The 25276-nt window shown below is 70.0% G+C and carries 20 protein-coding genes and 1 pseudogene; 12 read left to right on the top strand and 9 right to left on the bottom strand.

Translation table 11 applies throughout. The annotated features are described in order from the left end of the window. Window positions 1–316: 316 nt before the first annotated feature. The 3 genes from nth (at window position 317) to P8A18_RS14935 (ending at window position 3313) form a co-directional block, all read left to right on the top strand. Window positions 317–1183: an endonuclease III gene (gene nth / locus P8A18_RS14945; protein WP_371933773.1), complete on the top strand. Its 867-nt coding sequence runs from the start codon at window positions 317–319 to the stop codon at window positions 1181–1183. Window positions 1184–1297: 114 nt separating this feature from the next. Then, a complete protein-coding gene (locus P8A18_RS14940; protein WP_306054990.1) occupies window positions 1298–2020 on the top strand; it encodes an NUDIX hydrolase in 723 nt (240 codons plus the stop codon). Between the two features lie 87 nt (window positions 2021–2107). Continuing rightward, a complete protein-coding gene (locus P8A18_RS14935) occupies window positions 2108–3313 on the top strand; it encodes a MarP family serine protease (protein WP_306054989.1) in 1206 nt (401 codons plus the stop codon). Window positions 3314–3377: 64 nt separating this feature from the next. On the opposite strand, the gene P8A18_RS14930 is transcribed toward P8A18_RS14935, so the two are convergent. The 6 genes from P8A18_RS14930 to P8A18_RS14905 all read right to left on the bottom strand — a co-directional run bounded on the left by P8A18_RS14930 (window position 3378) and on the right by P8A18_RS14905 (window position 11902). Beyond that, on the bottom strand, window positions 3378–3581 hold the full coding sequence (locus P8A18_RS14930) for a hypothetical protein (protein ID WP_306054987.1): 204 nt from the start codon (window positions 3579–3581) through the stop codon (window positions 3378–3380). Window positions 3582–3687: 106 nt separating this feature from the next. Then, window positions 3688–4710, bottom strand: a complete 1023-nt coding sequence (locus tag P8A18_RS14925) for an alpha/beta fold hydrolase (RefSeq protein WP_306054985.1) — start codon at window positions 4708–4710, stop codon at window positions 3688–3690. Further along, window positions 4707–5237, bottom strand: a complete 531-nt coding sequence (locus P8A18_RS14920) for a phage holin family protein (RefSeq protein WP_018551146.1) — start codon at window positions 5235–5237, stop codon at window positions 4707–4709. Before P8A18_RS14920 ends, P8A18_RS14925 begins: the two co-directional genes overlap by 4 nt. A 39-nt stretch (window positions 5238–5276) precedes the next feature. Then, entirely contained in the window at window positions 5277–6683 is a 1407-nt protein-coding gene (nhaA, locus tag P8A18_RS14915) for a Na+/H+ antiporter NhaA (RefSeq protein ID WP_306054984.1), read from the bottom strand. A 291-nt stretch (window positions 6684–6974) separates the two neighbouring features. Beyond that, entirely contained in the window at window positions 6975–8972 is a 1998-nt protein-coding gene (gene acs / locus P8A18_RS14910; RefSeq protein WP_306054982.1) for an acetate--CoA ligase, read from the bottom strand. A gap of 272 nt (window positions 8973–9244) precedes the next feature. Further along, a complete protein-coding gene (locus P8A18_RS14905; RefSeq protein WP_306054980.1) occupies window positions 9245–11902 on the bottom strand; it encodes a bifunctional SulP family inorganic anion transporter/carbonic anhydrase in 2658 nt (885 codons plus the stop codon). Window positions 11903–12318: 416 nt separating this feature from the next. Here P8A18_RS14905 and P8A18_RS14900 point away from each other — a divergent pair, with 416 nt between their 5' ends. Further along, on the top strand, window positions 12319–13632 hold the full coding sequence (locus P8A18_RS14900) for a polysaccharide deacetylase family protein (RefSeq protein ID WP_306054978.1): 1314 nt from the start codon (window positions 12319–12321) through the stop codon (window positions 13630–13632). Window positions 13633–13756: 124 nt separating this feature from the next. Here P8A18_RS14900 and P8A18_RS14895 read toward each other — a convergent pair whose 3' ends face one another. Next, window positions 13757–14752: an ATP-binding protein gene (locus P8A18_RS14895; protein WP_306054976.1), complete on the bottom strand. Its 996-nt coding sequence runs from the start codon at window positions 14750–14752 to the stop codon at window positions 13757–13759. Between the two features lie 102 nt (window positions 14753–14854). Between P8A18_RS14895 and P8A18_RS14890 the strand changes: the two genes are divergently transcribed. After that, window positions 14855–15679, top strand: a complete 825-nt coding sequence (locus P8A18_RS14890) for a Fic family protein (protein ID WP_306054974.1) — start codon at window positions 14855–14857, stop codon at window positions 15677–15679. A gap of 398 nt (window positions 15680–16077) precedes the next feature. Here the strand turns inward: P8A18_RS14890 and P8A18_RS14885 are convergent, their stop codons facing one another. After that, on the bottom strand, window positions 16078–16917 hold the full coding sequence (locus tag P8A18_RS14885) for an HAD family hydrolase (RefSeq protein WP_306054972.1): 840 nt from the start codon (window positions 16915–16917) through the stop codon (window positions 16078–16080). Window positions 16918–17482: 565 nt separating this feature from the next. Between P8A18_RS14885 and ssd the strand changes: the two genes are divergently transcribed. The 7 genes and pseudogenes from ssd to P8A18_RS34305 all read left to right on the top strand — a co-directional run. Then, window positions 17483–18544 (top strand): septum site-determining protein Ssd, encoded by a 1062-nt coding sequence (ssd, locus tag P8A18_RS14880; protein WP_306054970.1) that lies wholly within the window; start codon window positions 17483–17485, stop codon window positions 18542–18544. Continuing rightward, a complete protein-coding gene (locus P8A18_RS14875; RefSeq protein WP_306054968.1) occupies window positions 18541–19689 on the top strand; it encodes a TadA family conjugal transfer-associated ATPase in 1149 nt (382 codons plus the stop codon). The genes ssd and P8A18_RS14875 overlap by 4 nt, the downstream gene beginning before the upstream one ends. Before the next feature lie 35 nt (window positions 19690–19724). After that, complete coding sequence (locus P8A18_RS14870) at window positions 19725–20567, top strand: type II secretion system F family protein (RefSeq protein ID WP_306054966.1); 843 nt, start codon at window positions 19725–19727, stop codon at window positions 20565–20567. Beyond that, window positions 20564–21403 carry a type II secretion system F family protein gene (locus P8A18_RS14865; protein ID WP_306054964.1) on the top strand — a complete coding sequence of 280 codons (840 nt, stop codon included), beginning with the start codon at window positions 20564–20566 and terminating at the stop codon, window positions 21401–21403. The genes P8A18_RS14870 and P8A18_RS14865 overlap by 4 nt, the downstream gene beginning before the upstream one ends. Window positions 21404–21469: 66 nt before the next feature. Further along, window positions 21470–21676 carry a DUF4244 domain-containing protein gene (locus P8A18_RS14860; protein ID WP_306054963.1) on the top strand — a complete coding sequence of 69 codons (207 nt, stop codon included), beginning with the start codon at window positions 21470–21472 and terminating at the stop codon, window positions 21674–21676. Then, a complete protein-coding gene (locus P8A18_RS14855) occupies window positions 21663–22205 on the top strand; it encodes a TadE family type IV pilus minor pilin (RefSeq protein WP_371933673.1) in 543 nt (180 codons plus the stop codon). The genes P8A18_RS14860 and P8A18_RS14855 overlap by 14 nt, the downstream gene beginning before the upstream one ends. Next, window positions 22202–22627: pseudogene (locus P8A18_RS34305) on the top strand (Rv3654c family TadE-like protein); the annotation flags it as partial. The gene P8A18_RS14855 and the pseudogene P8A18_RS34305, both read left to right, overlap by 4 nt. A 40-nt stretch (window positions 22628–22667) precedes the next feature. On the opposite strand, the gene sftH reads toward P8A18_RS34305, so the two are convergent. Beyond that, a complete protein-coding gene (gene sftH, locus P8A18_RS14845; protein ID WP_306054961.1) occupies window positions 22668–25259 on the bottom strand; it encodes a DNA 3'-5' helicase SftH in 2592 nt (863 codons plus the stop codon). Window positions 25260–25276 lie beyond the last annotated feature (17 nt).

The raw sequence follows: 25276 nt of genomic DNA, 5'->3' as shown, positions 1-25276 counted from the left end.
GATCAATCACAAACCAGTTTGACGCACGTGCGTGCCGGAGCGTACGGCAGGGGGCCGATTGGGGGTGGATCACCGGTGACCGGGGCAGATGTCAGTGGCGGGCTCTAGGCTGGCCGGGTGTCCAGAATCGCCGGTGAGAGCGCAGGCCAAGGGGGCTGATGGGGTGTCGGACGGCCATGATTCCGCTGTGGGCGAACAGGCTGCGGGCAGCCGGAAAAACAAGGACAAAGCGACAGTAAACCGGTCCGGAAGGGCGGGAAGCGCCGGCTCGTCCGAGCGAGCGACGGCGGGCCGGGGGGAAGCGGTGGCCACAGGGGTGCAAAGCGCGGCGGCGGAGTCCGGTGCGACCGGAGCCGACGGTCCGAAGAGCACGAAGGGCACGAAGAGTGCGAAGGCTCCGGGGAAGGGGCCCGGTCGGCCGGAATCGCACCTGGCCATGGTCCGCCGTGCCCGCCGGATCAACCGCGAGCTCGCGGAGGTCTACCCGTACGCCCATCCGGAGCTGGACTTCAGGAACCCGTTCGAACTGCTGGTCGCCACGGTCCTCTCCGCCCAGACCACGGACCTGAGGGTCAACCAGACGACTCCTGCCCTCTTCGCCGCCTATCCCACCCCCGAGGACATGGCGGCCGCGGTCCCGGAGGATCTGGAAGAGATCATTCGCCCGACCGGCTTCTTCCGGGCCAAGGCCAGGTCGCTGCTCGGCCTGTCCGCCGTCCTCCGCGACGATTTCGGTGGCGAGGTGCCGGGGCGGCTGGCGGACCTCGTGAAGCTGCCGGGCGTCGGCCGCAAGACGGCCAACGTCGTTCTGGGCAACGCGTTCGGGGTGCCTGGACTCACTGTCGACACCCACTTCGGTCGGCTGGTCCGGCGGTGGAAGTGGACCGAGCAGGAGGACCCGGAGAAGGTCGAGGCGGAGATCGCGGCGATCTTCCCCAAGAGCGAGTGGACCATGCTCTCGCACCGCGTCATCTTCCACGGCCGCCGCGTCTGCCACGCCCGCAAGCCCGCCTGCGGGGCCTGCCCGATCGCCCCGCTGTGTCCTTCGTACGGTGAGGGCGAGACGGACCCGGAGAAGGCCCAAAAGCTTCTGAAGTACGAGATGGGCGGCAAGCCGGGCCAGCGGCTGAACCCACCGCCGGACTTCCCCGGAAGCCCGGCACCTCCGCTGGGCGCCGACTGAAGCGGAGGGCCGCCGCGGACTGCCGTCGCCATGTCCGGGCGCGGTTCTCGGCTGCGGTTCGCGGTCGCGGAACGAATCGTGTGACGACAGGCGTTGTGAGACGGAGGGGTGCCTATGAAGACGCATGAACCCGGCACGGGGCAGTACGGCGGCACGGAGAGCGGTGAGCGCGCGGTCGCCGTCTCGGCCGAAGGGCTGCCCGGCTGGCTCGACCCCGTGTTCCGGGCCGCGCAGACCGTACGGCCGCAGCAGCTCAGCCGCTTCCTGCCGCCGGAGAGCGGCGCGGGCCGCCAGTCGGCTGTGCTCGTCCTGTTCGGCGAGGGGGCGCGGGGCCCCGAGCTGCTCCTGATGGAACGGGCCGGAAGCCTGCGTTCCCATCCGGGCCAGCCGTCCTTCCCCGGCGGCTCCCTCGACCCGGAGGACGGCGACCAGGCGACGACCGGGCCGCTGAGGGCCGCGCTGCGGGAGGCCGAGGAGGAGACCGGTCTCGATTCGCGCGGGGTGCAGATCTTCGGTGTGCTGCCCCGGCTCTACATTCCTGTGAGCAGTTTCGTGGTGACGCCCGTCCTCGGCTGGTGGCGTACGCCCAGCCCGGTCGGGGTCGTCGATCCGGGGGAGACGGCACGGGTCTTCACGGTGCCCGTGGCGGATCTCACGGACCCGGCCAACCGGGCGACGGCCGTGCACCCCAGCGGTCACCGGGGCCCGGCGTTTCTGGTCGAATCCGCACTCGTCTGGGGGTTCACGGCCGGGGTGATCGACCGGATTCTGCACTTCGCGGGCTGGGAGCGCCCGTGGGACAGAGCCAAGCAGGTGCCGCTCGACTGGCGTGCATGACAGGCTGACTTCCGTGCTCCGCAGCTCCGGTCCGCCCGGACCACGGAGACGTACGGGCCCGGTGACGAATCTGCGAGGCAATAGACGGTGAACGTGCTGGACATCCTGCTGCTGGCCGGCGCCGTGTGGTTCGCGGTCATCGGCTACCGCCAGGGGTTCGTCGTCGGCATCCTGTCGGTGATCGGGTTCCTGGGCGGCGGTCTCGTCGCCATCTATCTGCTGCCGGTCCTGTGGGACCAGGTGACGGACGGTTCGGAGGTCTCCTCGACCGCCGCTGTCGTCGCGGTCGTCATCGTGATCGTGTGCGCGTCCGTCGGCCAGGCCTTCACCACGCACCTGGGCAACAAACTGCGCCGGCACATCACGTGGTCTCCCGCGCGCGCCCTGGACGCCACCGGCGGCGCCCTGGTCAACGTCGTGGCGATGCTGCTGGTCGCCTGGCTGATCGGCTCGGCCCTGGCGGGCACCTCGCTGCCGACGCTGGGCAAGGAGGTCCGTAGCTCCTCCGTCCTGCTCGGCGTCTCCCGGGTGCTGCCGCCCCAGGCGTCCACCTGGTTCACGGACTTCTCGTCGGTCCTCGCGCAGAACGGCTTCCCGCAGGTCTTCAGCCCGTTCGCCAACGAACCGATCACCGAGGTCAGGGCCCCCGACCCGGCACTGGTCGGCAGCCCCGTCGCGGCGCGCGCCAAGCAGTCGATCGTCAAGGTCGTCGGTACGGCCCCGAGCTGCGGCAAGGTCCTCGAAGGCACCGGATTCGTGTTCTCCGACCGCCGGGTGATGACCAACGCCCACGTCGTCGGAGGCGTCGACGAGCCGACCGTCCAGATCGGCGGCCAGGGACGTCTGTACGACGCGAAGGTCGTCCTCTACGACTGGCGGCGCGACATCGCCGTCCTCGACGTCCCCGACCTCGACGTGAAGCCGCTGCAGTTCGCCACCACGGACAACGACGCGGAGACAGGCGACAGCGCCATCGTCGCGGGCTTCCCGGAGAACGGCGCGTACGACGTACGCTCCGCGCGCGTGCGTGCCCGCATCGACGCCAACGGCCCCGACATCTACCACCGGGGCACGGTGCGCCGCGATGTGTACTCGCTCTACACCACGGTCCGCCAGGGCAACTCCGGCGGACCGCTGCTGACCCCCGAGGGCAAGGTGTACGGCGTCGTGTTCGCGAAGTCGCTCGACGACCCGGACACGGGTTACGCGCTGACGGCGGACGAGATCCGCGACGACATCACGCAGGGCCGTACCGCCAACCAGCAGGTCGACAGCCAGGGATGCGCCCTTTAAGGAGTCGGCCCCTCAGGGAGTCGGCAGCGCGGGCCCCCGAAGCGGTCCGGAGGCCGTGAGCGGGTCAGTTACGAGGATGGCGCAGCCGCGCCGAGACCCAGCGGGCCCGGCGGCGGAGGATGCGCGAGATGCCGAGTCGGGGATCATGCAGAACGTGCAATGTGTGCACCCGGCCCGGAAGGCCGTCCCCCTCATGAGTGCCCGGAACCGCCGTGGCGGTCGAGCGACGGTTGCGTGCTGCGTCACCGAAGTCGTGCGTCCAGCCCATACCCGGACGTCTGCCCGTGCCACATGGTCCGTAATCGCCTATCCGTCAGCCAATTGGCCTATGCGCCAGGCACGTGGCCATTTCTCGGACACGTGTGCCCCGGCGGCTAGCGGTCGGGCTCGGAATCCTTGAGCCAGTTGATGAGTTCGGCCGAGAACCCGGCCGGATCCTCCTCGTGGGGGAAGTGACCCAGACCGTCGAAAAGTCGCCATCGGTACGGTGCCTCGACATATTCGCCGGACCCCGCGGAGCTGCGGGTGCGGACCGCCGGATCGAGTGAACCGTGCAGATGCAGCGTCGGCACCCGCACAGGCCGTTTCATGCGCCGGTTGAACTGGATGCCGTCCGGCCGCGCCAGCGAGCGCACCATCCAGCGGTACGGCTCGATCGAGCAGTGTGCCGTCGAGGGGATGGACATGGCCCGTCGGTAGACATCCAGCGAGCTCTCGTCGGGGAACTCAGCCGTGCCCGGACCCGCCCAGTCGGTGATCAGACGGGCCACCAGCGCCGCGTCGTCGGCCACGAGCTGACGTTCCGGTACCCACGGCCGCTGGAAGCCCCAGATGTACGAGCCGGCCCGGGACTGCGCGAAGTCGGAGAGCATCGAGGAACGCCACCGTCGCGGGTGGGGCATCGAGGAGACGGCCAGCCGGCGCACCAGCTTGGGGCGCATCACCGCGGCCGTCCAGGCCAGGTATCCGCCCATGTCGTGGCCGACCAGGGCCGCGTCCGGCTCACCGAGCGACCTGATCACGCCGGTGATGTCGAGCGCCAGGTTGGCGGGGTCGTAGCCGCGGGGCGTGCGGTCGCTGCCGCCCACCCCGCGCAGGTCCATCGCCACGGCCCTGAAGCCCGCCTCGGCGAGCGCGGGCAGCTGGTGGCGCCAGGTCCACCAGAACTGCGGGAAGCCGTGCAGGAGGAGGACCAGCGGCCCTTCGCCCATTTCGGCGATGTGGAAACGCGCGCCGTTCGCCGCGACGTCCCGGTGGGTCCAGGGGCCGTCGATGCGGACGGGGCCGCCGGCCGGGGCGGACGGTGCGGGGGCGGGGTCCGCCGGGCCCGGCCCTTCGTGGCCCGCCCGGTCTTCGGAGCCGGGTGGGCCGAACGCGCTGGAATCGGGGACCGTCATGTGGTTGAGCGTGCCACAGCCGACGCGTTGTCCTGGACCGGAACGTTCTCGATGGCCCTGTCCGAGCGGGTGCTGCCGCCCACCGGGAGGATCGCGTCCGCGGCGATGCCCGGACGGGGGTGCGGCTTGACGCCCTGGAGGACGGCGGCGGTCTGCTTGGCGGAGGCGATGGACTTCTCCGGCGGCTTGACCTTCTTGAACTTCGCGTACCCGAAGAGCGCGAGCAGGATGCCCAGAAGGATGAACGCCCCGCCCACGATCAGGAACGACCAGGCGAGGCCCAGCCCCAGATTGTGGATTCCGTACGCGGCCGCGAAGCTCAGCACCGGGATCGCGAACAGGAGCAGCACGCCCGTGACGATGAACGCCGCGCTGCCGATGACGCCTCGTTTGACGTCCTGCCGCACCTCGGCCTTGGCCAGGGCGATCTCGTCGTGCACCAGTGCCGACAGTTCGGCCGTCGCCGACGCGACCAACTGGCCGAGACTGCGGTCGGCGCCGCCCGCGTAATTGCCGGGGTCGCTCATCCCTGACTCCCTCTCCTGTTCAACACGTCCGATGTCAGATCATGCCGGACTGTCCGGCTTGTTGCTCGCTGCCCCCGCCAGTCGGGCAAGGCGGCGGTGCTCGGCCGCCTTCTTCTCGTGGATGGCGGCCATCCGCAGGTGGTACGCCGGGTCGTCCTGTTCGTAGACGTCCGGCACCCCGGACCCGTCCTCGTCGAGTTCCTCCGCCTCGGACAGTGCCCTGTATCTGCGTACCCGGAGTTTGAGCAGTACACCGGAGAGTACGGCGGCAATCAGGGAGCCGAGCAGAACCGACGCCTTGATCTCGTTGATCATGCCGTCGTCACCGGCGAAGGCGAGCTCCCCGATCAGCAGCGAGACGGTGAAACCGATGCCGGCAAGGGTGGCGACGGCGAAGACATCGGCCCAGGCCAGCTCCTTGTTGAGCTCCGCCCTGGTGAGCCGGGTGGTCAGCCACGTACCGCCGAACACGCCGATCGTCTTTCCGGCGACGAGCCCCAGGACGACGCCGAGCGTTTCGGGCCGGCTGAACACACCCGCCAGCGCGCCGCCGGAGAGGGAGACACCGGCGGAGAACAGCGCGAACACCGGGACGGCGAAGCCCGCCGACAGCGGGTGGACCAGATGTTCGACGCGTTCACCGGGCGAGTGGTCCTCGCCGTCGCGGCGGGTGCAACGGAGCATCAGGCCCATGGCGACACCGGCGATGGTGGCGTGGATGCCGCTGTTGTACATCAGGCCCCAGACGACCAGGGCGAGCGGGACGTAGATGTACCAGCCGCGCACTCCCAGCCGCAGCAGCAGGTAGAAGACGCCAAGGCCGACGAAGGCGCCGCCGAGCGCGACGAAGTCGATGTCCTCGGTGAAGAAGACCGCGATGATCAGGATCGCGAAGAGGTCGTCCACGACGGCGAGGGTCAGCAGGAATGCCCGGAGTGCGGCCGGCAACGAGGTGCCGATGACGGCGAGGACGGCGAGGGCGAAGGCGATGTCGGTGGCGGTGGGGACCGCCCAGCCGTCCGTGGAGCCGTCGCCGAAGACGTTCACCAGCGTGTAGACGACCGCTGGTACGGCCATACCGCAGAGCGCGGCGGCCACGGGGAGCGCGGCAGCTTTGGGGTCGCGCAGTTCGCCCGCGACGAGTTCCCGTTTGAGTTCTACGCCGGCGACGAAGAAGAAGACCGCGAGCAGCCCGTCGGCGGCCCAGTGCGCCACGGAGAGATGGAGGCCGAGGCTTTCGGGCCCGAAGTGGAAGTGGCTGACGGCCGCGTAGCTCGAACCGAAGGTGTTCGCCCACACCACTGCGGCCACGGCGGCGACCAGCAGGATGACACCGCCTACGGTCTCCGTACGCAGGGCCTCGGCGACGAAGTTCCGCTCGGGGAGCGGAAGCAGCCCCAGGAACGTGCGGCGGGGGCCGGTGGGTGCAGGGTCGGGCGTGGCCACGGGGAGAGACCTCCGGGTCGGTACGGCAGCGATGGCATGGCTGATGCACTTGCCGACCAGACTTCCCGGCACCCCTGTGGACTTTTTTTCTTGTCTTCTACCGATCAGCGGCCACTGTACCCGGGCGATGTGCGGGGGTGTGGGTAGTGATCAGCACTCTAGATGCCCGAAGGGCGTCCGGCGCGCTGCCGGATGCCCTTCGAGTGCCGGCGCCCGTCTCCGGAGAGGGGGCTGAACTCGGCCGACGGCGTGTGCGCCAACGGCCGGGTCCGTGCTCCTCGGGCCGTGGGCTCAGTCCTCCGACGGGGCTGACGGCAGCTGGGTCTGGATCAGGTCCATGACCGAGGCGTCGGTGAGGGTGGTGACGTCGCCGAGGGCGCGGTTCTCCGCAACGTCACGCAGGAGGCGCCGCATGATCTTGCCGGAACGGGTCTTGGGCAGCTCGGCGACCGGCATGATGCGCTTCGGCTTGGCGATCGGGCCGAGGGTGGTGCCGACGTGGTTGCGCAGCTGGGCCACCAGTTCGTCGGAGGCGGTGGCGGTGCCTCGCAGGATGACGAAGGCGACGATGGCCTGGCCGGTCGTCTCGTCGGCGGCGCCCACCACGGCGGCCTCGGCGACCGACGGGTGCGAGACGAGCGCGGACTCGACCTCGGTGGTGGAGATGTTGTGTCCGGAGACCAGCATGACGTCGTCGACCCGGCCCAGCAGCCAGATGTCGCCGTCCTCGTCCTTCTTGGCGCCGTCGCCGGCGAAGTACTTGCCCTCGAAGCGCGACCAGTAGGTGTCGAGGAACCGCTGGTCGTCGCGCCAGATGGTGCGCAGCATGGAGGGCCACGGCTCGGTGAGCACGAGGTAGCCGCCTCCGCCGTTGGGTACCTCGCGGGCGTCGTCGTCGACGACGGTGGCCGAGATGCCCGGCAGGGCGCGCTGGGCGCTTCCCGGCTTGGTCTCCGTGACGCCAGGCAGCGGCGAGATCATCATCGTGCCGGTCTCGGTCTGCCACCAGGTGTCCACGATCGGGCACTTGTCGGCACCGATGTGCTTGCGGTACCAGATCCAGGCCTCGGGGTTGATCGGCTCGCCGACCGAACCCAGGACACGCAGGGAGGTCAGGTCGAACTTCGCGGGGATGTCGTCCCCCCACTTCATGAACGTACGGATCGCGGTCGGCGCGGTGTAGAGGATCGTGACCCCGTACTTCTGGACGATCTCCCAGAAACGCCCCTGGTGCGGGGTGTCGGGGGTGCCCTCGTACATCACCTGCGTGGCGCCGTTGGCCAGCGGCCCGTAGACGATGTACGAGTGCCCGGTGACCCAGCCGATGTCGGCGGTGCACCAGTAGACGTCCGTCTCCGGCTTGAGGTCGAAGACCGCGTGGTGGGTGTACGCCGCCTGGGTGAGGTAACCGCCCGAGGTGTGCAGGATGCCCTTGGGCTTCCCCGTCGTGCCCGACGTGTACAGGATGAACAGCGGCTGCTCCGCCTCGAATGCCTCGGGGGTGTGCTCGGCGGACTGGCGGCCGGTGATCTCGTGCCACCAGACGTCGCGGCCCTCGGTCCAGGCGGTGTCCTGTCCGGTGCGGCGGACGACGAGGACGTGCTCCACGGTGTCGATGCGCGAGACGGCGTCGTCGACCGCGGGCTTGAGCGCGGAGGGCTTGCCGCGGCGGTACCCGCCGTCGGCGGTGATGACGACCTTCGCGTCCGCGTCCTGGATGCGGGCGGCGATGGCGTCGGCGGAGAAGCCGCCGAAGACGACCGAGTGCGCTGCACCGATGCGGGCGCAGGCCAGCATCGCGACGGCGGCCTCGGGAATCATCGGGAGGTAGACGGCGACCCGGTCGCCCTTGCCGACACCGAGCTCGGTGAGGGCGTTGGCGGCGCGGGAGACCTCGTCCTTCAGCTCCGCGTAGGTGATGGCGCGGCTGTCGCCGGGCTCGCCCTCGAAGTGGATGGCGACCCGGTCGCCGTTGCCCGCCTCGACGTGACGGTCCACGCAGTTGTACGCGACGTTGAGCTCGCCGTCCGCGAACCACTTCGCGAAGGGCGGGTTGCTCCAGTCGAGTGTCTCGGTCGGTTCGGTGGCCCAGGTCAGGCGGCGGGCCTGCTCGGCCCAGAAGCCCAGCCGGTCCGCTTCGGCCTGCTCGTACGCCTCTGCGGTGACGTTGGCGTTGGCGGCCAGCTCGGCAGGCGGTGCGAACTTCCGCTCTTCCCGAAGCAGGTTGGCCAGGCTCTCGTTGCTCACGACTTCTCCCAGTCCCAGGGTGTCCGTTGTGTCCCGGGGCATAGCTCATCAGGCCCAAGGCCGGGTGACAAGTGTCTGCCAGGAATTGGTTTAGACCTGTGTCTCGTGTATAGGGGCATGATCCCGCTTCCGCGCCGGAGTGACGCGGTGGAGCACGGCGCCGGTGTGGCGGAGTGCCAGGTGGCGCCGTAGTCGGGTGGTGGTTCACCCGTGTGGCGGCGGTGCTGGTGGCGGGCTGGGGGGCGGTGCGGCGCGGTTGCGCGGTGACGCGGAAGCGGGATCACAAGGTCTCACGGACCCGAGGCCTGTGCGGTTCAGGCGCCGGTACGTGCCAGCTCGGCCGGTTGGGCGGGCGCGACCGGGTCGAAGACCTCATCCGGCCCGTTTCCGGTCCCCATGCGCTCGGTCAGCAGATACGACTGTGCTTCGGCGACGTGGAAATACATGCCGTGGAGCTGGAGAGTGCCGTCGGCGATGCGGCGCGCCACCGGTGGATGGGCCCGCAGGTGGTCGAGCTGCTGGACCACATTGGTCAGACAGAGCTGCTCCACCGCGTCGGCGGGCTGCCGGCCGGAGAGCCTTGCGGGGGCTTGGTTGCGCGAAGCCATTCGCTCCAGGCTGGGAAGTCCGTGCCGGAGCCAGCGCCGTAGCGGCGTGTCCCGGGTGTCCGGCTCGGCGCCGAGGAGGGCGTTCATCGCACCGCAGCCGGAGTGCCCGCACACGGTGATGGACTCCACGCCGAGCGTGTCCACCGCGTACTCGATCGCCGCCCCCACCGAGTGGTCGCCGTCCTCGGTCTCCGGGGGCGGCACCAGATTGCCGATGTTGCGCACGGTGAACAGGTCGCCCGGTCCGCTGGCCGTGATCATGCTCGTCACCAGGCGTGAGTCAGCGCAGGTGATGAAGAGCTGGGAGGGCCGCTGGCCCTCCTCGGCGAGCCGTGCCAGCTCCCCACGGACCAGGGGTGCCGTATCGCGCTGGAACGAGCTGATACCTCTGACCAGCCGGTGAGCGCCGCTCGCGCGTGAGGTCCGGGCGGTCCGTGCCGGCTGCGCGAGGCGTGGCGCCGACGCGAGGATTGTGGGCTGCGGGGGCTGCGGGGGCTGCGGGGGCTGCGGGGGCGCGGGCGACGCGGGCGTGAGCTGCGGGCCCGGCGGGGGTGAGGTGGGTGTGAGCTGCGGGCCCGGCGGGGGTGAGGTGGGGGCGGCGCTCGATTTGGTGCGGGGCTTCGCCGAGGGGGTCGTCCAGCTGGAGGCGTGCCGGGTGGTTGCGGAGGCTGCCGCAGTGGTGGGGGCCGGGCCGGTGGGGGTGGCGGTGTGGGTGGCCTCGGGGGCCGCGCCGGGGGCCGGTGGCGGGGCGGTAGCGGGGTGGTCGGCGGGCGTCCTTGTGGGAGGCGCGTGTTCGGGCTGGTCGTGGCAGTGGTGGTTGCGCCACGGGGTCCATGGACGGCAGCAGGAGTGAGCCGATGAGGTGGGCTCGGCGATCCTGCCGCCCGATCTGCCGGCGAAAGCCACTCCGCCGCCGTGTGCGCTATGGGCGTTGCTCCAGTCCTGGATCGTCTCGTACGCCGCGTGATCCATGAAGAAGCCGTCCAGTTCGACAACCACGTCGGCGTCCTGGGGCAGCCGTCCCAGCGTCCGGCTGAGCCGCGGCACGGCCAGGAAGGTCAACTGGCCGCGTACAACGACGAGATACCGGCCGTCTCGTTCGGTGACCGCGATGCGGGTGCGGGCCAGCCGGTGCAGAGCGACCACCACCGCCGCAGCGATTCCGATCGCCACGCCTTTGAGGACGCCGACGAGCAGCACTCCGGCGATCGTCGCGCCGTACACAAGGAACTCCCGGTGCCGGTGGACGTTACGGATGTGCGCGAAGCTCACCATCTTGAGCCCGACCATCATCACCAGCGCGCCGAGGGCGGCCAGCGGGATGCGCTCCAGGGCGGTGACGAGCAGGACGGAGGCGAGGAGAATCCACACGCCGTGCAGCACCGTGGAGGCGCGGCCGGTCGCCCCGGCCCTCACGTTCGCCGAACTGCGCACGGCCCCGCCGGAGACCGCGAGCCCGCCCAGCAGGCCCGATACCGCGTTGGCGATGCCCTGTGCGCGGAGCTCCCGGTCGAGGTCGGAGCGTTTGAGCGGAAGGCTGAGGCGGGCGGCGCCGACCGCTCCCTGTCCGTCTCCTGCCGCGGCGGCACCGGCAGCCCGCTCACGGCTTCGGTCGGCGGCCAGCTTGTCCACGGCGACGGCGGCGAGCAGCGATTCGAGGCTGGCCACGAGCATCATCGTGAAGACGGCTGTAGCCAGTCCGAGCACGGGGCCCTGCGGCATTTCGGGGAGGGCGTGTGAGCGCCAGGACGGCAGATCGACCCGGGCGATCGACGGCGCCGCCCACGCTGCTGCGGCGGTGGCCAAGCCCACGGAGGCCAGGGCTGCCGGAACGCGACGCAGGAGCCGACCTGACCGTCCTGGCAGCCGCGGCCACAGCACCAGGATCGCGATCGTGAGTGCGCCGATCAGTGGAGCGGCCGGACTGACACGTGCCAATTGCTCCGGGAGATGGAGCGCGTTGGAGACGGCCGAGCTCTGTGGTGAACCGCCCAGCACGATGTGCAGTTGAGCGAGCGCGATGGCGACACCGATGCCGGCGAGGGTGCCGTGCACGATGGCGGGGCTGACGGCGAGCGCGCTGCGGGCGGCGCGCAGTGAGCCCAGCATGAGCTGGAGCAGTCCCGCTCCGATGGTGATGGCGCAGGTGGTGCGCCAGCCGTAGATCTGGATCACCTCGGCCGTTACCACGGTCAGCCCGGCGGACGGGCCGGAGACCTGGAGGGGGGTCCCGCCGAGCAGTCCGGCGACGATGCCACCGACCGCGGCGGAGATGAGGCCCGCTTCCAGCGGGGCGCCCATGGCGACGGCCAGGCCCAGCGACATGGGGATGGCGAGCAGGAAGACGGTGATGGATGCGGACACATCGGCGCCCGCGATGCGGAATCGGCCGCCGCGCCGTGGCGGCGGGCTGTGTGGTCGCTTGACTCCCGAGGACCGGGGAGGGCGTGAACTGCGGGACGAGCGGTCGTGGCGAGTGGGTACGCAGGCAGACATGTTTCCCGTCTCCTCCTGAAGGGCGCGGTCGCGGAATGCGGTGACGCGGGCCGTGAATTACGGCATGCAGCGGCGGGATATCTCAACTCTCGGTAAATAGACCGTAATGGAGAGTAAAGAAGCGTGTCCAGGGTTGGCGGCAAATGGGCCAGCCGACCACCCATTCCGGTGAATAGGCAGCTTTTCATTCGGCCTGTCGCGCCGATCTCTGAGCAGTGCGTGCGACCTTGGCCGCGCCGTGTCGGCACTCGGCGCAAGCTACCTGCGAGAAAGAGGGTGGGCGGATGATGGCCGCCACGAAAAGGATCACCTTGGGCGTCATGGCTGTTGCGCTGCTCGCGGGGGCGGCCGGATGTTCGGGATCGGGCTCCGAGTCGCAGGCCTCGGGTCTCGGAGCTGTGAACGGGGCCGCCGGGGAGAAGAAGAAGGCTGCGGAAGCGGCACCCAAGAGCGTGTTCCGGGCCATCGGTGACGGATCCACCGCGTTCACGGGCGTCCAGCCCAAGCAGCCGGCGGTACAGCGCTTGGCGGCCGGCAAGAAGCCGCCTCAGTTCGTGGTGTTCTCATGGGACGGGGCAGGTGAGGACAGCCAGAAGCTCTTCTCGCACTTCCGCGAGGTCGGCAAGAAGTACCACGCCAACATGACGTACTTCCTCAGCGGCGTCTATCTGCTGCCCGAGGCCAAACGGGCACAGTACGACCCGCCCAAGCACAACGCAGGAAGCTCGGACATCGGCTTCAACGACACCAAGGGCATCCGGAACACCCTCACCGAGCTGCGTGGCGCCTGGCAGGACGGAAACGAGATCGGCACCCACTTCAACGGCCACTTCTGCGGCGCTGACGGCGGCGTGGGCACCTGGTCCGTCGATGAGTGGAAGAGCGAGATCAGCCAGGCCAAGTCGTTCGTGAAGAGCTGGAAGACGAACGATCCGGGCCTGAAGAGCGAGAAGCCGCTGCCCTTCGACTACGACAAGGAACTCGTCGGCGGACGCACTCCCTGTCTGGAGGGCCAGAAGAACATGGTGGCGGCGGCCCGCACCATGGGATTCCGCTATGACTCCAGCGGCGTCAACAACCAGGTCTGGCCGAAGAAGAAGGACGGGATCTGGGATCTCTCCATGCAGCTCGTCCCGGTACCCGGGCGCGAATTCGAGACGCTGTCGATGGACTACAACTTCATGTTCAACCAGTCCGGTACGACGCAGGGAGACCCGGACCAGCACGAGTACTGGGGCAACCAGATGCGTGACGGTCTTCTCCAGGCCTTCGACCGCGCGTATGACGGCAACCGCGCGCCGCTGATCATCGGCAACCACTTCGAGTCCTGGAACGGTGGCACGTACATGCGTGCCATCGAGGAGACGATTGCAACGGTCTGCACCAAGAAGGACGTGCGCTGCGTCTCATTCAGGCAGTTGGCTGACTGGCTCGACGCGCAGGACCCGGCGACGCTCTCGAAGCTCGAAACGCTGAAGGTCGGCCAGGCCCCGAAGGCCGGGTGGCCCGCGTTCCTCGAGGCCGGTACAGGATCCGGCCGCGACCAGGCGGCTTCGAAGGCGCCTGCGGCTGCCGCGGGGAACCCCGCCGGCCGTTGAGGGCGGTTCGCCTTCCCGTTGGGCGCCGGGCAAGCGACATGCCCGGCGCCGTCCGGTACATCGGGGCGGGTGGCTCGGCGCCGTCACGGCCGGCCCCGGCCCGGCGGGGCCCCTGACTGCCGGTTCAGGCAGGCTGGGCGGCTTCGGTCCGAACGCGGCGCTCGTCGAGCACGAAAGCCGGGTCGACCTGGGCGGCCAGATCGGCACCGGTCTTCTCGTTGCCCCAACTTTCCGCGTTTCGCAGGTGGAAGTGGACCATCTGCCGTGTGTACCGGACCCAGTCCCGCCGCTCGTACGAGTCCTCCGCGGCGTTCTGCAGTGCCTGCAGGGCCATCCTGTTGTCCGCCTCCAGCAGCTCGAAGCGCGCGGGACGGCCCTTCTCCATGGCACGTACCCAGTCGGAGTGGCCGACGGTGACCAAGAGGTCCTCGCCCACCTCGTCGCGCAGGAACTCCAGGTCGTCCTCGCCCTGCACCTTGTTGCCGACGACCTTCAGGTCGACGCCGAAGTCCCGCGCGTACTCCTTGTACTGGCGATAGACGGAGACGCCCTTGCGGGTCGGCTCAGCGATGAGGAAGGTCATGTCGAAGCGGGTGAACATCCCCGAGGCGAATGAATCCGAACCGGCGGTCATGTCGACCACCACGTACTCATCGGGGCCGTCGACGAGGTGGTTGAGGCAGAGCTCGACCGCGCCGACCTTGGAGTGGTAACAGGCCACGCCCAGATCCGACTCGGTGAACGGGCCCGTCGCCATCAAGCGGATGTCTCCGTCGTCGAGCCGCACCGTACGGGCGCAGGCGTCGAAGATCGGATTGTCTTCGCACACACGCAGCAGGCGTGAGCCCTCGCCCGGCGGGGTCGTCTTGATCATCGTCTCTGCCGAGGCGATGCGCGGGTTGCTGCCGCGCAGATACTCCTTGATCAGAGGCAGCTGCGCTCCCATGGCGGGCAGCGCTGCGGATTCCTCCTCGTCGAGGCCGAGTGCGGCCCCGAGATGCTGATTGATGTCGGCGTCCACCGCGACGACGTGGGCTTCATTGGCGGCGAGGTGGCGGATGAAGAGCGAGGACAGCGTCGTCTTGCCGCTGCCGCCCTTCCCTACGAAAGCGATCTTCATGTTCACCTAGGGTAGTCGATCGATTGCTTTGGGTTGTCTCGTTTCGTGAAGAAGGCCACTCCCGGCCAGTGGTTGCACGTGAGGCGCGTAGCCTCGCTACTTATGAGTACGACTTCCTCGGACCCGCTTGTCGCTCTGGGTGCTCTGCCGGGTGTGACCGACGCGGTGGACTCGGTGCGCAAGGCCGTCGACCGCGTCTACGGTCACCGCGTGATGCGGCGTCGCAGCAATGAGGTCACCGCGGAGGCCGCGCTTCGGGGGGCCCGTGGATCGGCCGCGCTGTCCGGCGCCGACTGGAATCTCGAAGAGATGCGCCGACGCTCGGACTTCAGTGGTGACGACGAGGCTCGTGTGATCGGAGCCGCCCTTCGCCTGACGGCGGAAGCTGGGCAGCTTCTGTCCATCTGGCGCCAGTCTCCGCTGCGAGTCCTGGCCCGGCTCCACCTGGTAGCGGCGGGCAGTGCCGCAGTCGAGGACGCGGTGGGCCGGCCCCGACTCGCGGGCGAGTCGGTGGATGAGCCGCTGATCGAAGCTTCGTTGCCGGACGCGGACGAGGTCGCGGGTCGGTTGGACGGGCTGAGCCGCCTCATCCTTTCGGGGAGCGAGGCGCCCGCCCTGGTGATGGCCGCCGTCGTCCACGGTGAGCTGCTGGCCCTGCGTCCCTTCGGCTCGTACAACGGTCTGGTGGCGCGGACAGCGGAGCGCATCGTGCTGATCGGGAGCGGGCTCGACCCCAAGTCGATCTGCCCGGCCGAAGTCGGACACGCCGAGCAGGGGAGGGCGGCGTACGCGGCGGCCTTCGACGGCTACGTGTCGGGAACGCCGGAGGGTATGGCGGCCTGGATCAGGCATTGCGGCCGCTCGGCGGAGCTGGGCGCAAGGGAATCGACAGCGGTGTGCGAGGCCCTTCAGCGCGGAGCCGCGTAACGCGCTGCCCGCAGGCGCCGCGTGGGGATGAGTCCCGGGGCGTGGTGCGGGGCCGGCGGAACCAATTGCGGCGGTACCGGTTTCGGTACCGCCGCTGGCACATCCGCCCAGTTACCAAGCGTCCTCGAAATATGCCCATCAAGCCGGGTTCTTTGCCCGTTCCTGGTGCGGCTGGCCCGTAATCGACGGGTCGACGTCGCGTGGGTGCTGGACTTCGTGCGCGGTCCGTGGGGCCTTTACTGCGTCGTCAGGTCATCCTCTCGGATGTCCTTGGTCTCGCGGGCCGTTGAGTCCTTTGTACTCCAGGGTTCCGGTGAGTGGTAGCCCTGGACGCATTTCTTTACTTTTAGGTTCAATTACGGACTAGTTGGTCTCATGGCCCTGCCGCGCGGGTCGTGCTACGCGGAGGCCGGCGTCGACCGCCGGCGGGCCGCGTACCAGACGATCCCTGCGGTGACGGCGGCTGCGCTCACCGCGGCCGCGGCCATGAGCGCGGGACGCGGTGGCAGGGAGAAGGACGGCACTCGTTGCTTGAGCCGGACGGGCCGGTCGAAGACGAGAATCGGCCACTCCCGGAGAGTCGCCTCCCGGCGCAGCGCACGGTCCGGATTGACCGCGTGCGGGTGGCCGACGGATTCCAGCATCGGTACATCGGTCGCGGAGTCGCTGTACGCGTAGCAGCGGGCCAGGTCGTAGCCCTCGGACACTGCGAGCGCCTTGATGGCTTCGGCCTTCGTGGGGCCGTAGGCGTAGTACTCCACCTCGCCGGTGAAGCAGCCGTCGTCGCCGACGACCATGCGAGTGGCGACGACACGGTCGGCGCCGAGCAACTCGCCGATCGGTTCGACCACCTCGGCGCCCGATGTCGAGACGATCACCACATCTCGCCCTGCGGTGTGATGTTCCTCGATGAGCGTCGCGGCCTCGTCGTAGATGATCGGGTCGATCAAGTCGTGCAGGGTCTCGGCCACGAGTTCCTTGACCTGCTGCACGTTCCAGCCCTTGCAGAGCGCCGAGAGGTATTCGCGCATCCGCTCCATCTGGTCGTGATCCGCACCCCCGGCGAGGAACACGAACTGTACGTACGCGGTGCGCAGCACAGCGCGGCGGTTGATCAGTCCGCCGTGGTAGAAGGACTTGCTGAAGGTCAGTGTCGAAGACTTCGCAATGACCGTCTTGTCCAGGTCGAAGAAGGCAGCTGTGCGCGGCAAGAAGCGGTTTTCCACAAGGCAGAGCATAGGGGCCCGCCATTCGGCGTAAACCCCGGCGCGTGGGTTTGCCTGAGAAGGCCGTCGGGTACACCATGGAAGTCACGGATCGTTCGCGACCGTGCTAACCCGGTCCGGCTCCTCCCCCCCCCGAGTCGGCCGTGGGGACGACCCCCGCTCTCCCCCCCGGCGGGGGTCGTCGCATGTCCGGACACGGTTCTCCCGTGCGGAACCCACCATTTCTCCTCCTTCTCGCCCATCTCGGGCCACGCCTGTGCGCGACTCATCTCAGATTGCGCCGTGACACTGGGTAGCGAAAGAGTTGCAACCGGAAGTCACCGGTATGAGCGACGGAGTTATTCACAACGACTGAGTTGTCCACGGTTTTCGACCAAGATCCACATTATTTCCCGAAGCGTCGCACCGTGATTCCACCCGTGAAGTCCATGGGTACCGGAATCACGGTTCTCGGAACGTCCCGAGATCGCCGTGAACCGCGGTGAAGGTGAGCGATGGAGGGGTGGAGAACGTGGCTGAATCCAGTGCTCGGGATCGTCTCCCGACTGCCGGTGTACGGCGCGGTGGACCGCTGATCGTGACCGAGGATGTGGAGCTGCTCGACGATCTGCTCAGGCTGTGCGCGGCCGCCGGCGCGGAGCCGGAAGTGCATCACACGCTGCCCGACCGCAGAGGGGGCTGGGAACAGGCTCCGATGGTGCTCGTCGGCGATGATGCGGCCGCGCGGTGCCGGGGGGCGGCCCGTAGGCGGGGCGTGGTGCTCGTGGGGCGGGATCAGGATTCGCCCGATGTCTGGCGCCAGGCCGTCGAGATCGGGGCCGAGTACGTGCTTCGTCTCCCCGATTCCGAGAGCTGGCTCGTGGATCAGATCGCCAACGCGGCGGAAGGCATTGGCCGGCCCGCGCTCACGGTAGGGGTGATCGGCGGCCGGGGTGGTGCTGGTGCGTCCACTCTGGCGTGTGGGCTTGCCGTGGCTGCCGCGAGAGCCGGACAACGAACGATGCTCATCGACGGGGATCCGCTGGGCGGCGGCATCGATGTGGTGCTCGGCGGTGAACGGGCTGAGGGGATGAGGTGGCCTGACTTCGCCCATTCCCAGGGGCGGGTCGGCGGAGGTGCGTTGGAGGAGTCGCTGCCCGCGTTGCACGGGCTGCGGGTGCTCAGCTGGGGCCGCGACGACTGGGTCGTCATCCCGCCGCCGGCCATGCGGTCGGTTCTGGCCGCAGCCCGCAGGCTCGGCGGGGTGGTGGTGGTCGATCTGCCACGCCGGGTGGACGAGGCGGTCGCCGAAGCCCTTGCCCAGCTCGATCTGGGCCTTGTGGTGGTCCCCGGCGAGCTGAGGGCGGTCGCGGCGGCGAAGCGGGTGGTGTCGATGGTCGGAATGGTGCTGGATGACCTGCGAGTCGTGGCCCGGGGGCCGTACGCGTCCGGACTCGACGAGCAGTGGGTGGCCGACGCCATGGGTCTGCCGCTGGTAGGTGAAGTCCCACTGGAACGCGGGCTGCTGGACGAGCAGGGCAGGGGCGAGCCGCCCGGCGGCAGCGCGCGCGGGCCACTTGCCAGGTTCTGCACCGCCTTCTGGGAGCAGGCTCTCGCCCAGGAGGACGCCAAAGGCCCGGTCGCGGGGGGCCTCTCATGACCGAGGCGCTGCTCGACGCCGTACGGCAACGGCTTGCGCACAGCGGCGCAGCGCCGACCCCGGCGGGGGTTGCCGCGGCGTTGCGCGCCCAGGGGCGATTGCTCGGCACGGCGGAAGTGCTTGGCAGAGCAGATGAGTTGAGGGGCGAGCTGATTGGTACGGGGGTGTTGGAACCGCTCCTTGCCGACCCTCAGGTTACGGATGTCCTGGTCTCCGCGCCCGATCGGGTGTGGGTGGACCGGGGCACCGGGCTCGAACTCACTGAGGTGGCCTTCGCCGACGCCGCGGCCGTCCGCAGGCTGGCGCAACGGCTCGCGGCCGTGGCGGGGCGACGGCTCGACGACGCCCGGCCCTGGGTGGACGCGAGGCTCCCCGACGGGACCCGGATGCATGCGGTGCTGCCTCCGGTGTCCGTCGGCTCGACGTGCCTCTCGCTGCGAGTGGTCAGGCCCAGGGCATTCTCGCTGACGGAGTTGGTGGAAGCGGGGACAGTGCCGCCCGGGGGCGACCGGGTGCTGAGGGCTCTGGTGGAGGCCCGGGTCTCGTACCTGATCAGTGGGGGCACGGGAGCGGGGAAGACGACCCTCCTTTCGAGCCTGTTGGGTGCGGTCGGGGAGCGCGAGAGGATCGTGCTTGCCGAGGATTCGGCGGAGCTGCGGCCGGACCACCCCCACGTCGTGCGGCTGGAGTCGCGCCCCGCGAATCAGGAGGGTGCCGGACGGGTGACTCTCAGGGATCTGGTGCGCCAAGCCCTGCGCATGCGTCCCGACCGGCTGGTGGTCGGTGAGGTGCGGGGAAGCGAGGTCACCGAGCTCTTGGCAGCCCTGAACACGGGACATGAAGGCGGTTCTGGGACTGTCCATGCCAACGCCGCCGGGCACGTTCCGGCCCGGTTGGAGGCGCTCGGGACTGCGGCGGGGCTGGACCGGGCAGCGCTGCACAGCCAGTTGGCGGCGGCCCTGTCGGTGGTGGTCCATCTCGCGCGGGACCGTGCAGGGCGCCGCCGGATCGCCGATGTCCATGTGCTGGAACGTGATGCGGCGGGTCTGGTGGTTACGGTGCCGGCGCTGCGTTGGAACGCTGCGGGTTTCGAGCGGGAACGAGGCTGGGAGCGGCTGCGGGAGCTCACCGGGGGCGTGTTGTGAGCGGCGGGTCGGCATCGGCCGGAGTCCCGGAGCTCGTGTACGCCGCAGCGCTGTGTGCGGTGACGGCGGTCTGGCTGCTGGTGGGGAACGGGCGAACGCGGCGCAGGGCCCGGGGGATGCTTTCCGGCGAGGTCAATCCGTCGGAGCCCCGGGAGCGCTGGGGGAACGTCCGGAGCCGGATCCGGGCGGGGCTGAAAGGGCGGTGGGAGTGGCTCTGCCTGCCGGTGGCTTCGGTTCTGGCGGTTCTCGGACAGTCAGTGCTGCCGATGATCGCGGGGGCGGCCGCGATTCCCGTGGTGCGGAGGTGGCTGCGCAGGAGGAGGCTGCGCGCGAAACGGGAAGTCCGGGCTGACGGGGTCGTGGACCTGTGCGGCGCGCTGGTCGGCGAGTTGAGGGCAGGGCATGAGCCGGGGCAGGCACTGGTCGTCGCGGTTCGCAGCACAGGGGTGATGGGCGAAACCGCCTTCAGGGTGTCGGCCGCCGCGCGGTTCGGCGGCGATGTTCCGAAGGCGCTGGCGCAGGCGGCGGGTGAACCGGGCCTGGAGGGGCTGGCCGGAGTGGCCGCCTGTTGGCGGGTGGCGGTGGGCAGTGGTGCGGGCCTCGCGGCGGGCCTGGACCGGCTGGAAAGCGCATTGCGGGCCGAGCGTCGTCAACGCGAGGAACTACGGGCACAACTGGCGGGAGCTTGGTCGACGGTCGCGGTTCTGGCGCTGCTGCCGGTGCTGGGCACGGGACTTGGTGCCGCGCTGGGAGCGGATCCGCTGAGGGTGCTGTTCCACAGTCCGGCCGGCCTGTTCTGCCTGGTCACAGGTGGGTTGCTGGAGGTCTGCGGTCTTCTGTGGGCCGCCCGTATCGTGCGGGCGGGGGAAGCGGCATGAGGGGCTTGGCCGGCGATGCCGTTCATACGGTGGGGGCCGTCGGTGTGGCACTGGGGCTTTGCTGCCAGGTGGTTCTGCCCTTGGCCAGGCGGCAGACCGGTCGGCGGTTGCGGCGGCGGGGCGAGTGGCTTCTGGCGGTGGCTCCGATGGCGCCCGCCGTGTGGCCGGCCACGTCCCGAGCGTCCATACCGCTCGGGGGGCGGCCCATGCCCGTTGGGCAGTTCAAACGGTGGGCGGCGCTGCTGGGCATCGTGCTGACCGGGTGGTTCCTGGTCGGTGGGCCGGTGGGGTGGGCGGTCGGCCTGGGATCGGCCTACGCCGCCTGGTGGTGGCAGCGGTCCCGCCGCGGGCAGGCTGCCGGGCTCGCGGCGGAGGAAAAGGTACGTGCGGCGGAGACCGTGCGCCAACTTCCCCTGGCAGCAGACCTGCTGGCGGCCTGTATCTCCGCCGGCGCCGGTCCGACAGAGGCGGCCGAAGCAGTGGGTGAGTCGCTGGGCGGCACCGTGGGTGAGCAGCTCGCACGCACTGCGGCGGAAATCCGGCTCGGCGGTGACCCTGCCGTCGCCTGGGGGCGGTTCGGTGAAATACCAGGCGCTGCTGCCCTGGCCCGCTGCCTGGACCGGGCGGGTTCGACCGGTGCTCCGGCGGCGGAGCCGGTGGCTCGGATGGCCGAGGCGTTGCGGGCCGAGCGGGCAAGGGCGGCTGTGGCCAGGGCCCAGCGGGCTGCCGTGATGGTCACCGCCCCTGTCGGGCTCTGCTTCCTCCCCGCCTTCTTGGCCGTTGGGGTGGCGCCCGTGGTGATCGGGCTGGCCGGGGGCTTGCTGCAACCGGCTTAGTCCAAAAATGAACATAGAGAAAATATCGGCTGATTAGGTCTGCAAGTGAGACATCGGGGGTTTGGAATGATGCGCAAAATCAGGAATTGGATGCGGTCCGTGGCGGGCGTCGTCCGGAGTCGGGCCGATAGCGGAATGACAACTTCTGAGTACGCGGTGGGCACGATCGCCGCCTGTGCGTTTGCCGCGGTGCTCTACAAGGTGGTCACCAGCCCTGCGGTCATGGCCCAACTGCAATCGCTGCTGAAGGGCGCACTCGATGCGAAGTTCTGAGACCGGTGACGAAGCGGTGGTCGGCGACGAAGCGGTCGCGGGCGTCGGATTGCTGGGCGATCGGGGTGCGGTGACGGCGGAGGCCGCGATGGTGATTCCGGTGCTGGCGGTCTTTGCCCTTGCGCTGCTGTGGGCGTTGATGGCTGCCTCTGCCCAGATTCGGTGCGTGGATGCCGCTCGGGCAGGCGCCCGTGCGGCAGCCCGTTCCGAACCGGCACCGCTCGTGAAGGAGGCCGCTCTTTCCGCGGCGCCCGCCGGGGCTGCGGTCGACGTGGAACGGTCCGGGGCGCTGTGGCGGGTCAGGGTGTCTGCTCCGACGCCCGGCCCGGGGAGCCTGGCCGTGACCCTGAGCGCGGAGGCCGCTGCGGCGGCCGAGGACGCACCGGCGAGGGAGGACGCGCTGGTCGCGGAGACAGAGGCGGGGGCGAAGCCGGGGGCCGGGGTGGGGTCCGATGCCGGTGTGACGGACGGGCACAGGGAGGGAGGAGGGCTTGGCGGGAGGCGAGCTGTGAAGGGGGATGAGGCGTGAAGGCGGGACGAGGGGCTGGGGAAGAGCGAGGAGTCGGAGAGCGGCAAGAGGCGAGGGTGCGGGACCGGCCCGCGGTCCGGTGGCTGGCGCGGAGGTGGGTGCGTGCACCGGTCCGGTGGTGGGTCCGTCCACCGGCCCGGTGGCCGGCTCGGTGGCGGGGCCGGGTGGGGGACGGAGGGCTGGCGACTGTATGGGCTGCGGTGAGCACGGCGACGCTGTGCACCGTGTTCGCGGTGGTCCTGGCGCTCGGACAGGTGGTGGCTGCTCGGCATCGTGCCGGGGGTGCGGCTGATCTGGCCGCCCTGGCCGCGGCCGACAGGGCGCTTGAGGGGGAGGCGGAAGCCTGTCGGTCGGCCCGGGAGGTGGCCGGGGCGCAAGGGGCGGAGGTGGTGCGGTGCGTTGTCCAGGGGGAGGTGGCCGATGTGACGGCCAAGGCGCGGTTCGGGCCGTACGCGCCCGTGGTCAGGGCTCGGGCGGGACCTGCGGCGACGGCTCCTCCGGCCCCTCCGCCGGTGACGCTTCCGTCTTCGGCAGGGTGGGAGAGCCGGGCTCGGCCGGGCCTTGTTCCGGTTCGAGCGAGTCCGGGGAGGCAGGACCATCAGGGGCCGGAGGCGCGGATCGGAGGAGCTCTGTGAGAAGCCGGACGGCACCTCGTTTGTGCAGGGGTTCGTTGCCGTTGCCGCACTTGGGGGACTGGATGCACGACGGGCAGCCCGCGTCGCACTCGCAGGACGCGATGGCCAGGCGTGTGGCGGACAGCCACTCGTGTGCGGTGCGGAACGCGCGCTCGGCGAATCCGGCACCGCCGGGATGGCCGTCGTACACGAAGACGGTCGGCAGCAGGGTGTCCGGGTGCAGGGGCACGGACACCCCGCCGATGTCCCAGCGGTCGCAGGTGGCGAAGAGCGGCAGCATCCCGATCGAGGCGTGCTCGGCGGCGTGCAGCGCGCCCCCGAGGATCTCGGGATTGATCCGGGCGGCGTCGAGCTGGTCCTCGGTCACCGTCCACCACACGGCACGGGTGCGCAGGGTGCGGGGTGGCAGCTCCAGCTTGCTCTCGCCGAGCACCTCGCCGGTGATCAGTTTGCGGCGGAGGAAGGAGACGACCTGGTTGGTGACCTCGACGGACCCGTAGCAGAGCCGCCCGTCCCCCCAGGGGATCTCGGTGTCAGTCTCCAGGACGGCGATGGCGGTGGTGTCGCGTGCGGTGGTCGAGTACGGCGGGGCGGCCTCCTCGACCAGGGCCACGGAGTCCTCCAGGTCCAGTTTCCGGACCAGGTAGGTGCGGCCCTGGTGGAGGTGGACGGCGCCCTCGTGCACGGTGCTGTGGGCGGCGGACTCGTCCACGGTGCCCAGTAGCCTTCCGGTGCCCTCCTCGACGATCTGGACGGGGCGGCCGCCCTCGCCACGGATATCGGTCAGGTCGGCGGCCCGCTCGCGCCGGGTCCAGTGCCAGCCCGAAGCCCGCCTGCGGAGCAGCTTCGCGGTCTCCAGCTGCGGGAGGAGGCCGGCCGTGGCAGGGCCGAAGAGCTGCAGGTCGCGTTCGGTGAGCGGCAGTTCGGCTGCCGCTGCGCACAAGTGGGGGGCCAGGACGTACGGGTTGTCCGGGTCGAGGACGGTCGACTCCACGGGCTGTTCGAACAGGGCCTCGGGGTGGTGGACGAGGAAGGTGTCCAGCGGGTCGTCGCGGGCCACCAGGATGGCGAGCGCGCCTTGACCCGCCCGCCCGGCGCGGCCCGCCTGCTGCCACAGGGAGGCCCTCGTGCCCGGATATCCGGATATGACGACGGCGTCCAGGCCCGACACGTCGATGCCGAGTTCGAGGGCGGTGGTGGCGGCGAGGCCGAGCAGCCGGCCGGAGTGCAGAGCGCGCTCCAGGGCACGGCGTTCCTCGGGGAGGTACCCCCCGCGGTAGGCGGCGACCCGGGCCGGGAGGGTGCGGTCGACCTCGGCGAGGCGTTCCTTGGCGATGACGGAGATGAGTTCGGCGCCGCGCCTGGAGCGGACGAAGGCGACCGAGCGGACGCCCTGCACGGTGAGGTCGGTGAGCAGGTCGGCGGTCTCGGCCGTGGCGGTACGGCGTACCGGGGCACCCTTCTCGCCGTGCAGTTCGGTCAGCGGGGGTTCCCACAGGGCGAAGACGAGTTCGCCGCGCGGGGAGGCGTCGTCGGCCACCTCTGTGACCGAGAGGCCGGTGAGGCGGCCCGCCGCGACTGCGGGCTGGGCGGAGGTGGCGGAGGCGAGGAGGAAGACGGGATCGGCGCCGTAGCGGGCACAGAGGCGGCGGAGCCGGCGCACCACCTGGGCGACGTGGGAGCCGAAGACGCCCCGGTAGGTGTGGCACTCGTCGATGACGACGTAGCGCAGGGAGCGCAGGAAGGAGGACCAGCGGGGGTGTGACGGGAGTATCCCGCGGTGCAGCATGTCGGGGTTGGTGAGGACGTAGTTGGCGTACTGACGTACCCACTCGCGTTCTTCGAAGGGGGTGTCACCGTCGAAGACGGCGGGCCGGATGCCGTTGCCCAGCGGAGCGGCGAGCGCCTTCACCGAGCGCCTCTGGTCGGCTGCCAGGGCCTTGGTGGGGGCGAGGTAGAGAGCGGTGGCACCTCGCCCGTTGGGGGCCTCGGAGCCGTCCAGGAGCGCGCTGAGCACCGGGGCGAGGTAGGCGAGCGACTTGCCGGAGGCAGTTCCGGTGGCGATCACGACCGATGTGCCGTCCAGAGCGTGTTCGGCGGCGGCCGCCTGATGGGTCCAGGGGTGGTCGATGCCGGCCTTCTGGATGGCCGCGATCACTTCCGGACGGATGCGATCGGGCCAGACGGCATGGGTTCCCGCGCGCGGGGGCAGGTGCTCCGTATGAGTGATGCGCGCGGACCGGCCCGCCCCTGCGGCGAGCCGGTCGAGGACCGTGTCGGGAGAGGGGCGGGAGCCCCCACTCTCCGGGGGTCGACTGGGGCGGTGATTCTTGGCCATCGGCACCGAGTGTGTCACTGGCAAGGCGGACAATGGTCCCAAGGCGTCGTGCATGGCTGCCGGTAAGTGATTGAATGCCATCGCGGCTGGCGATCCGT

Origin of the sequence: Streptomyces sp. Mut1 (assembly GCF_030719295.1) — a bacterium.
Taxonomy (GTDB): Bacteria; Actinomycetota; Actinomycetes; order Streptomycetales; family Streptomycetaceae; genus Streptomyces; species Streptomyces castrisilvae.
Note: the sequence above shows the minus strand (reverse complement) of the source record. Positions and strands in the feature narration are given on the sequence as shown.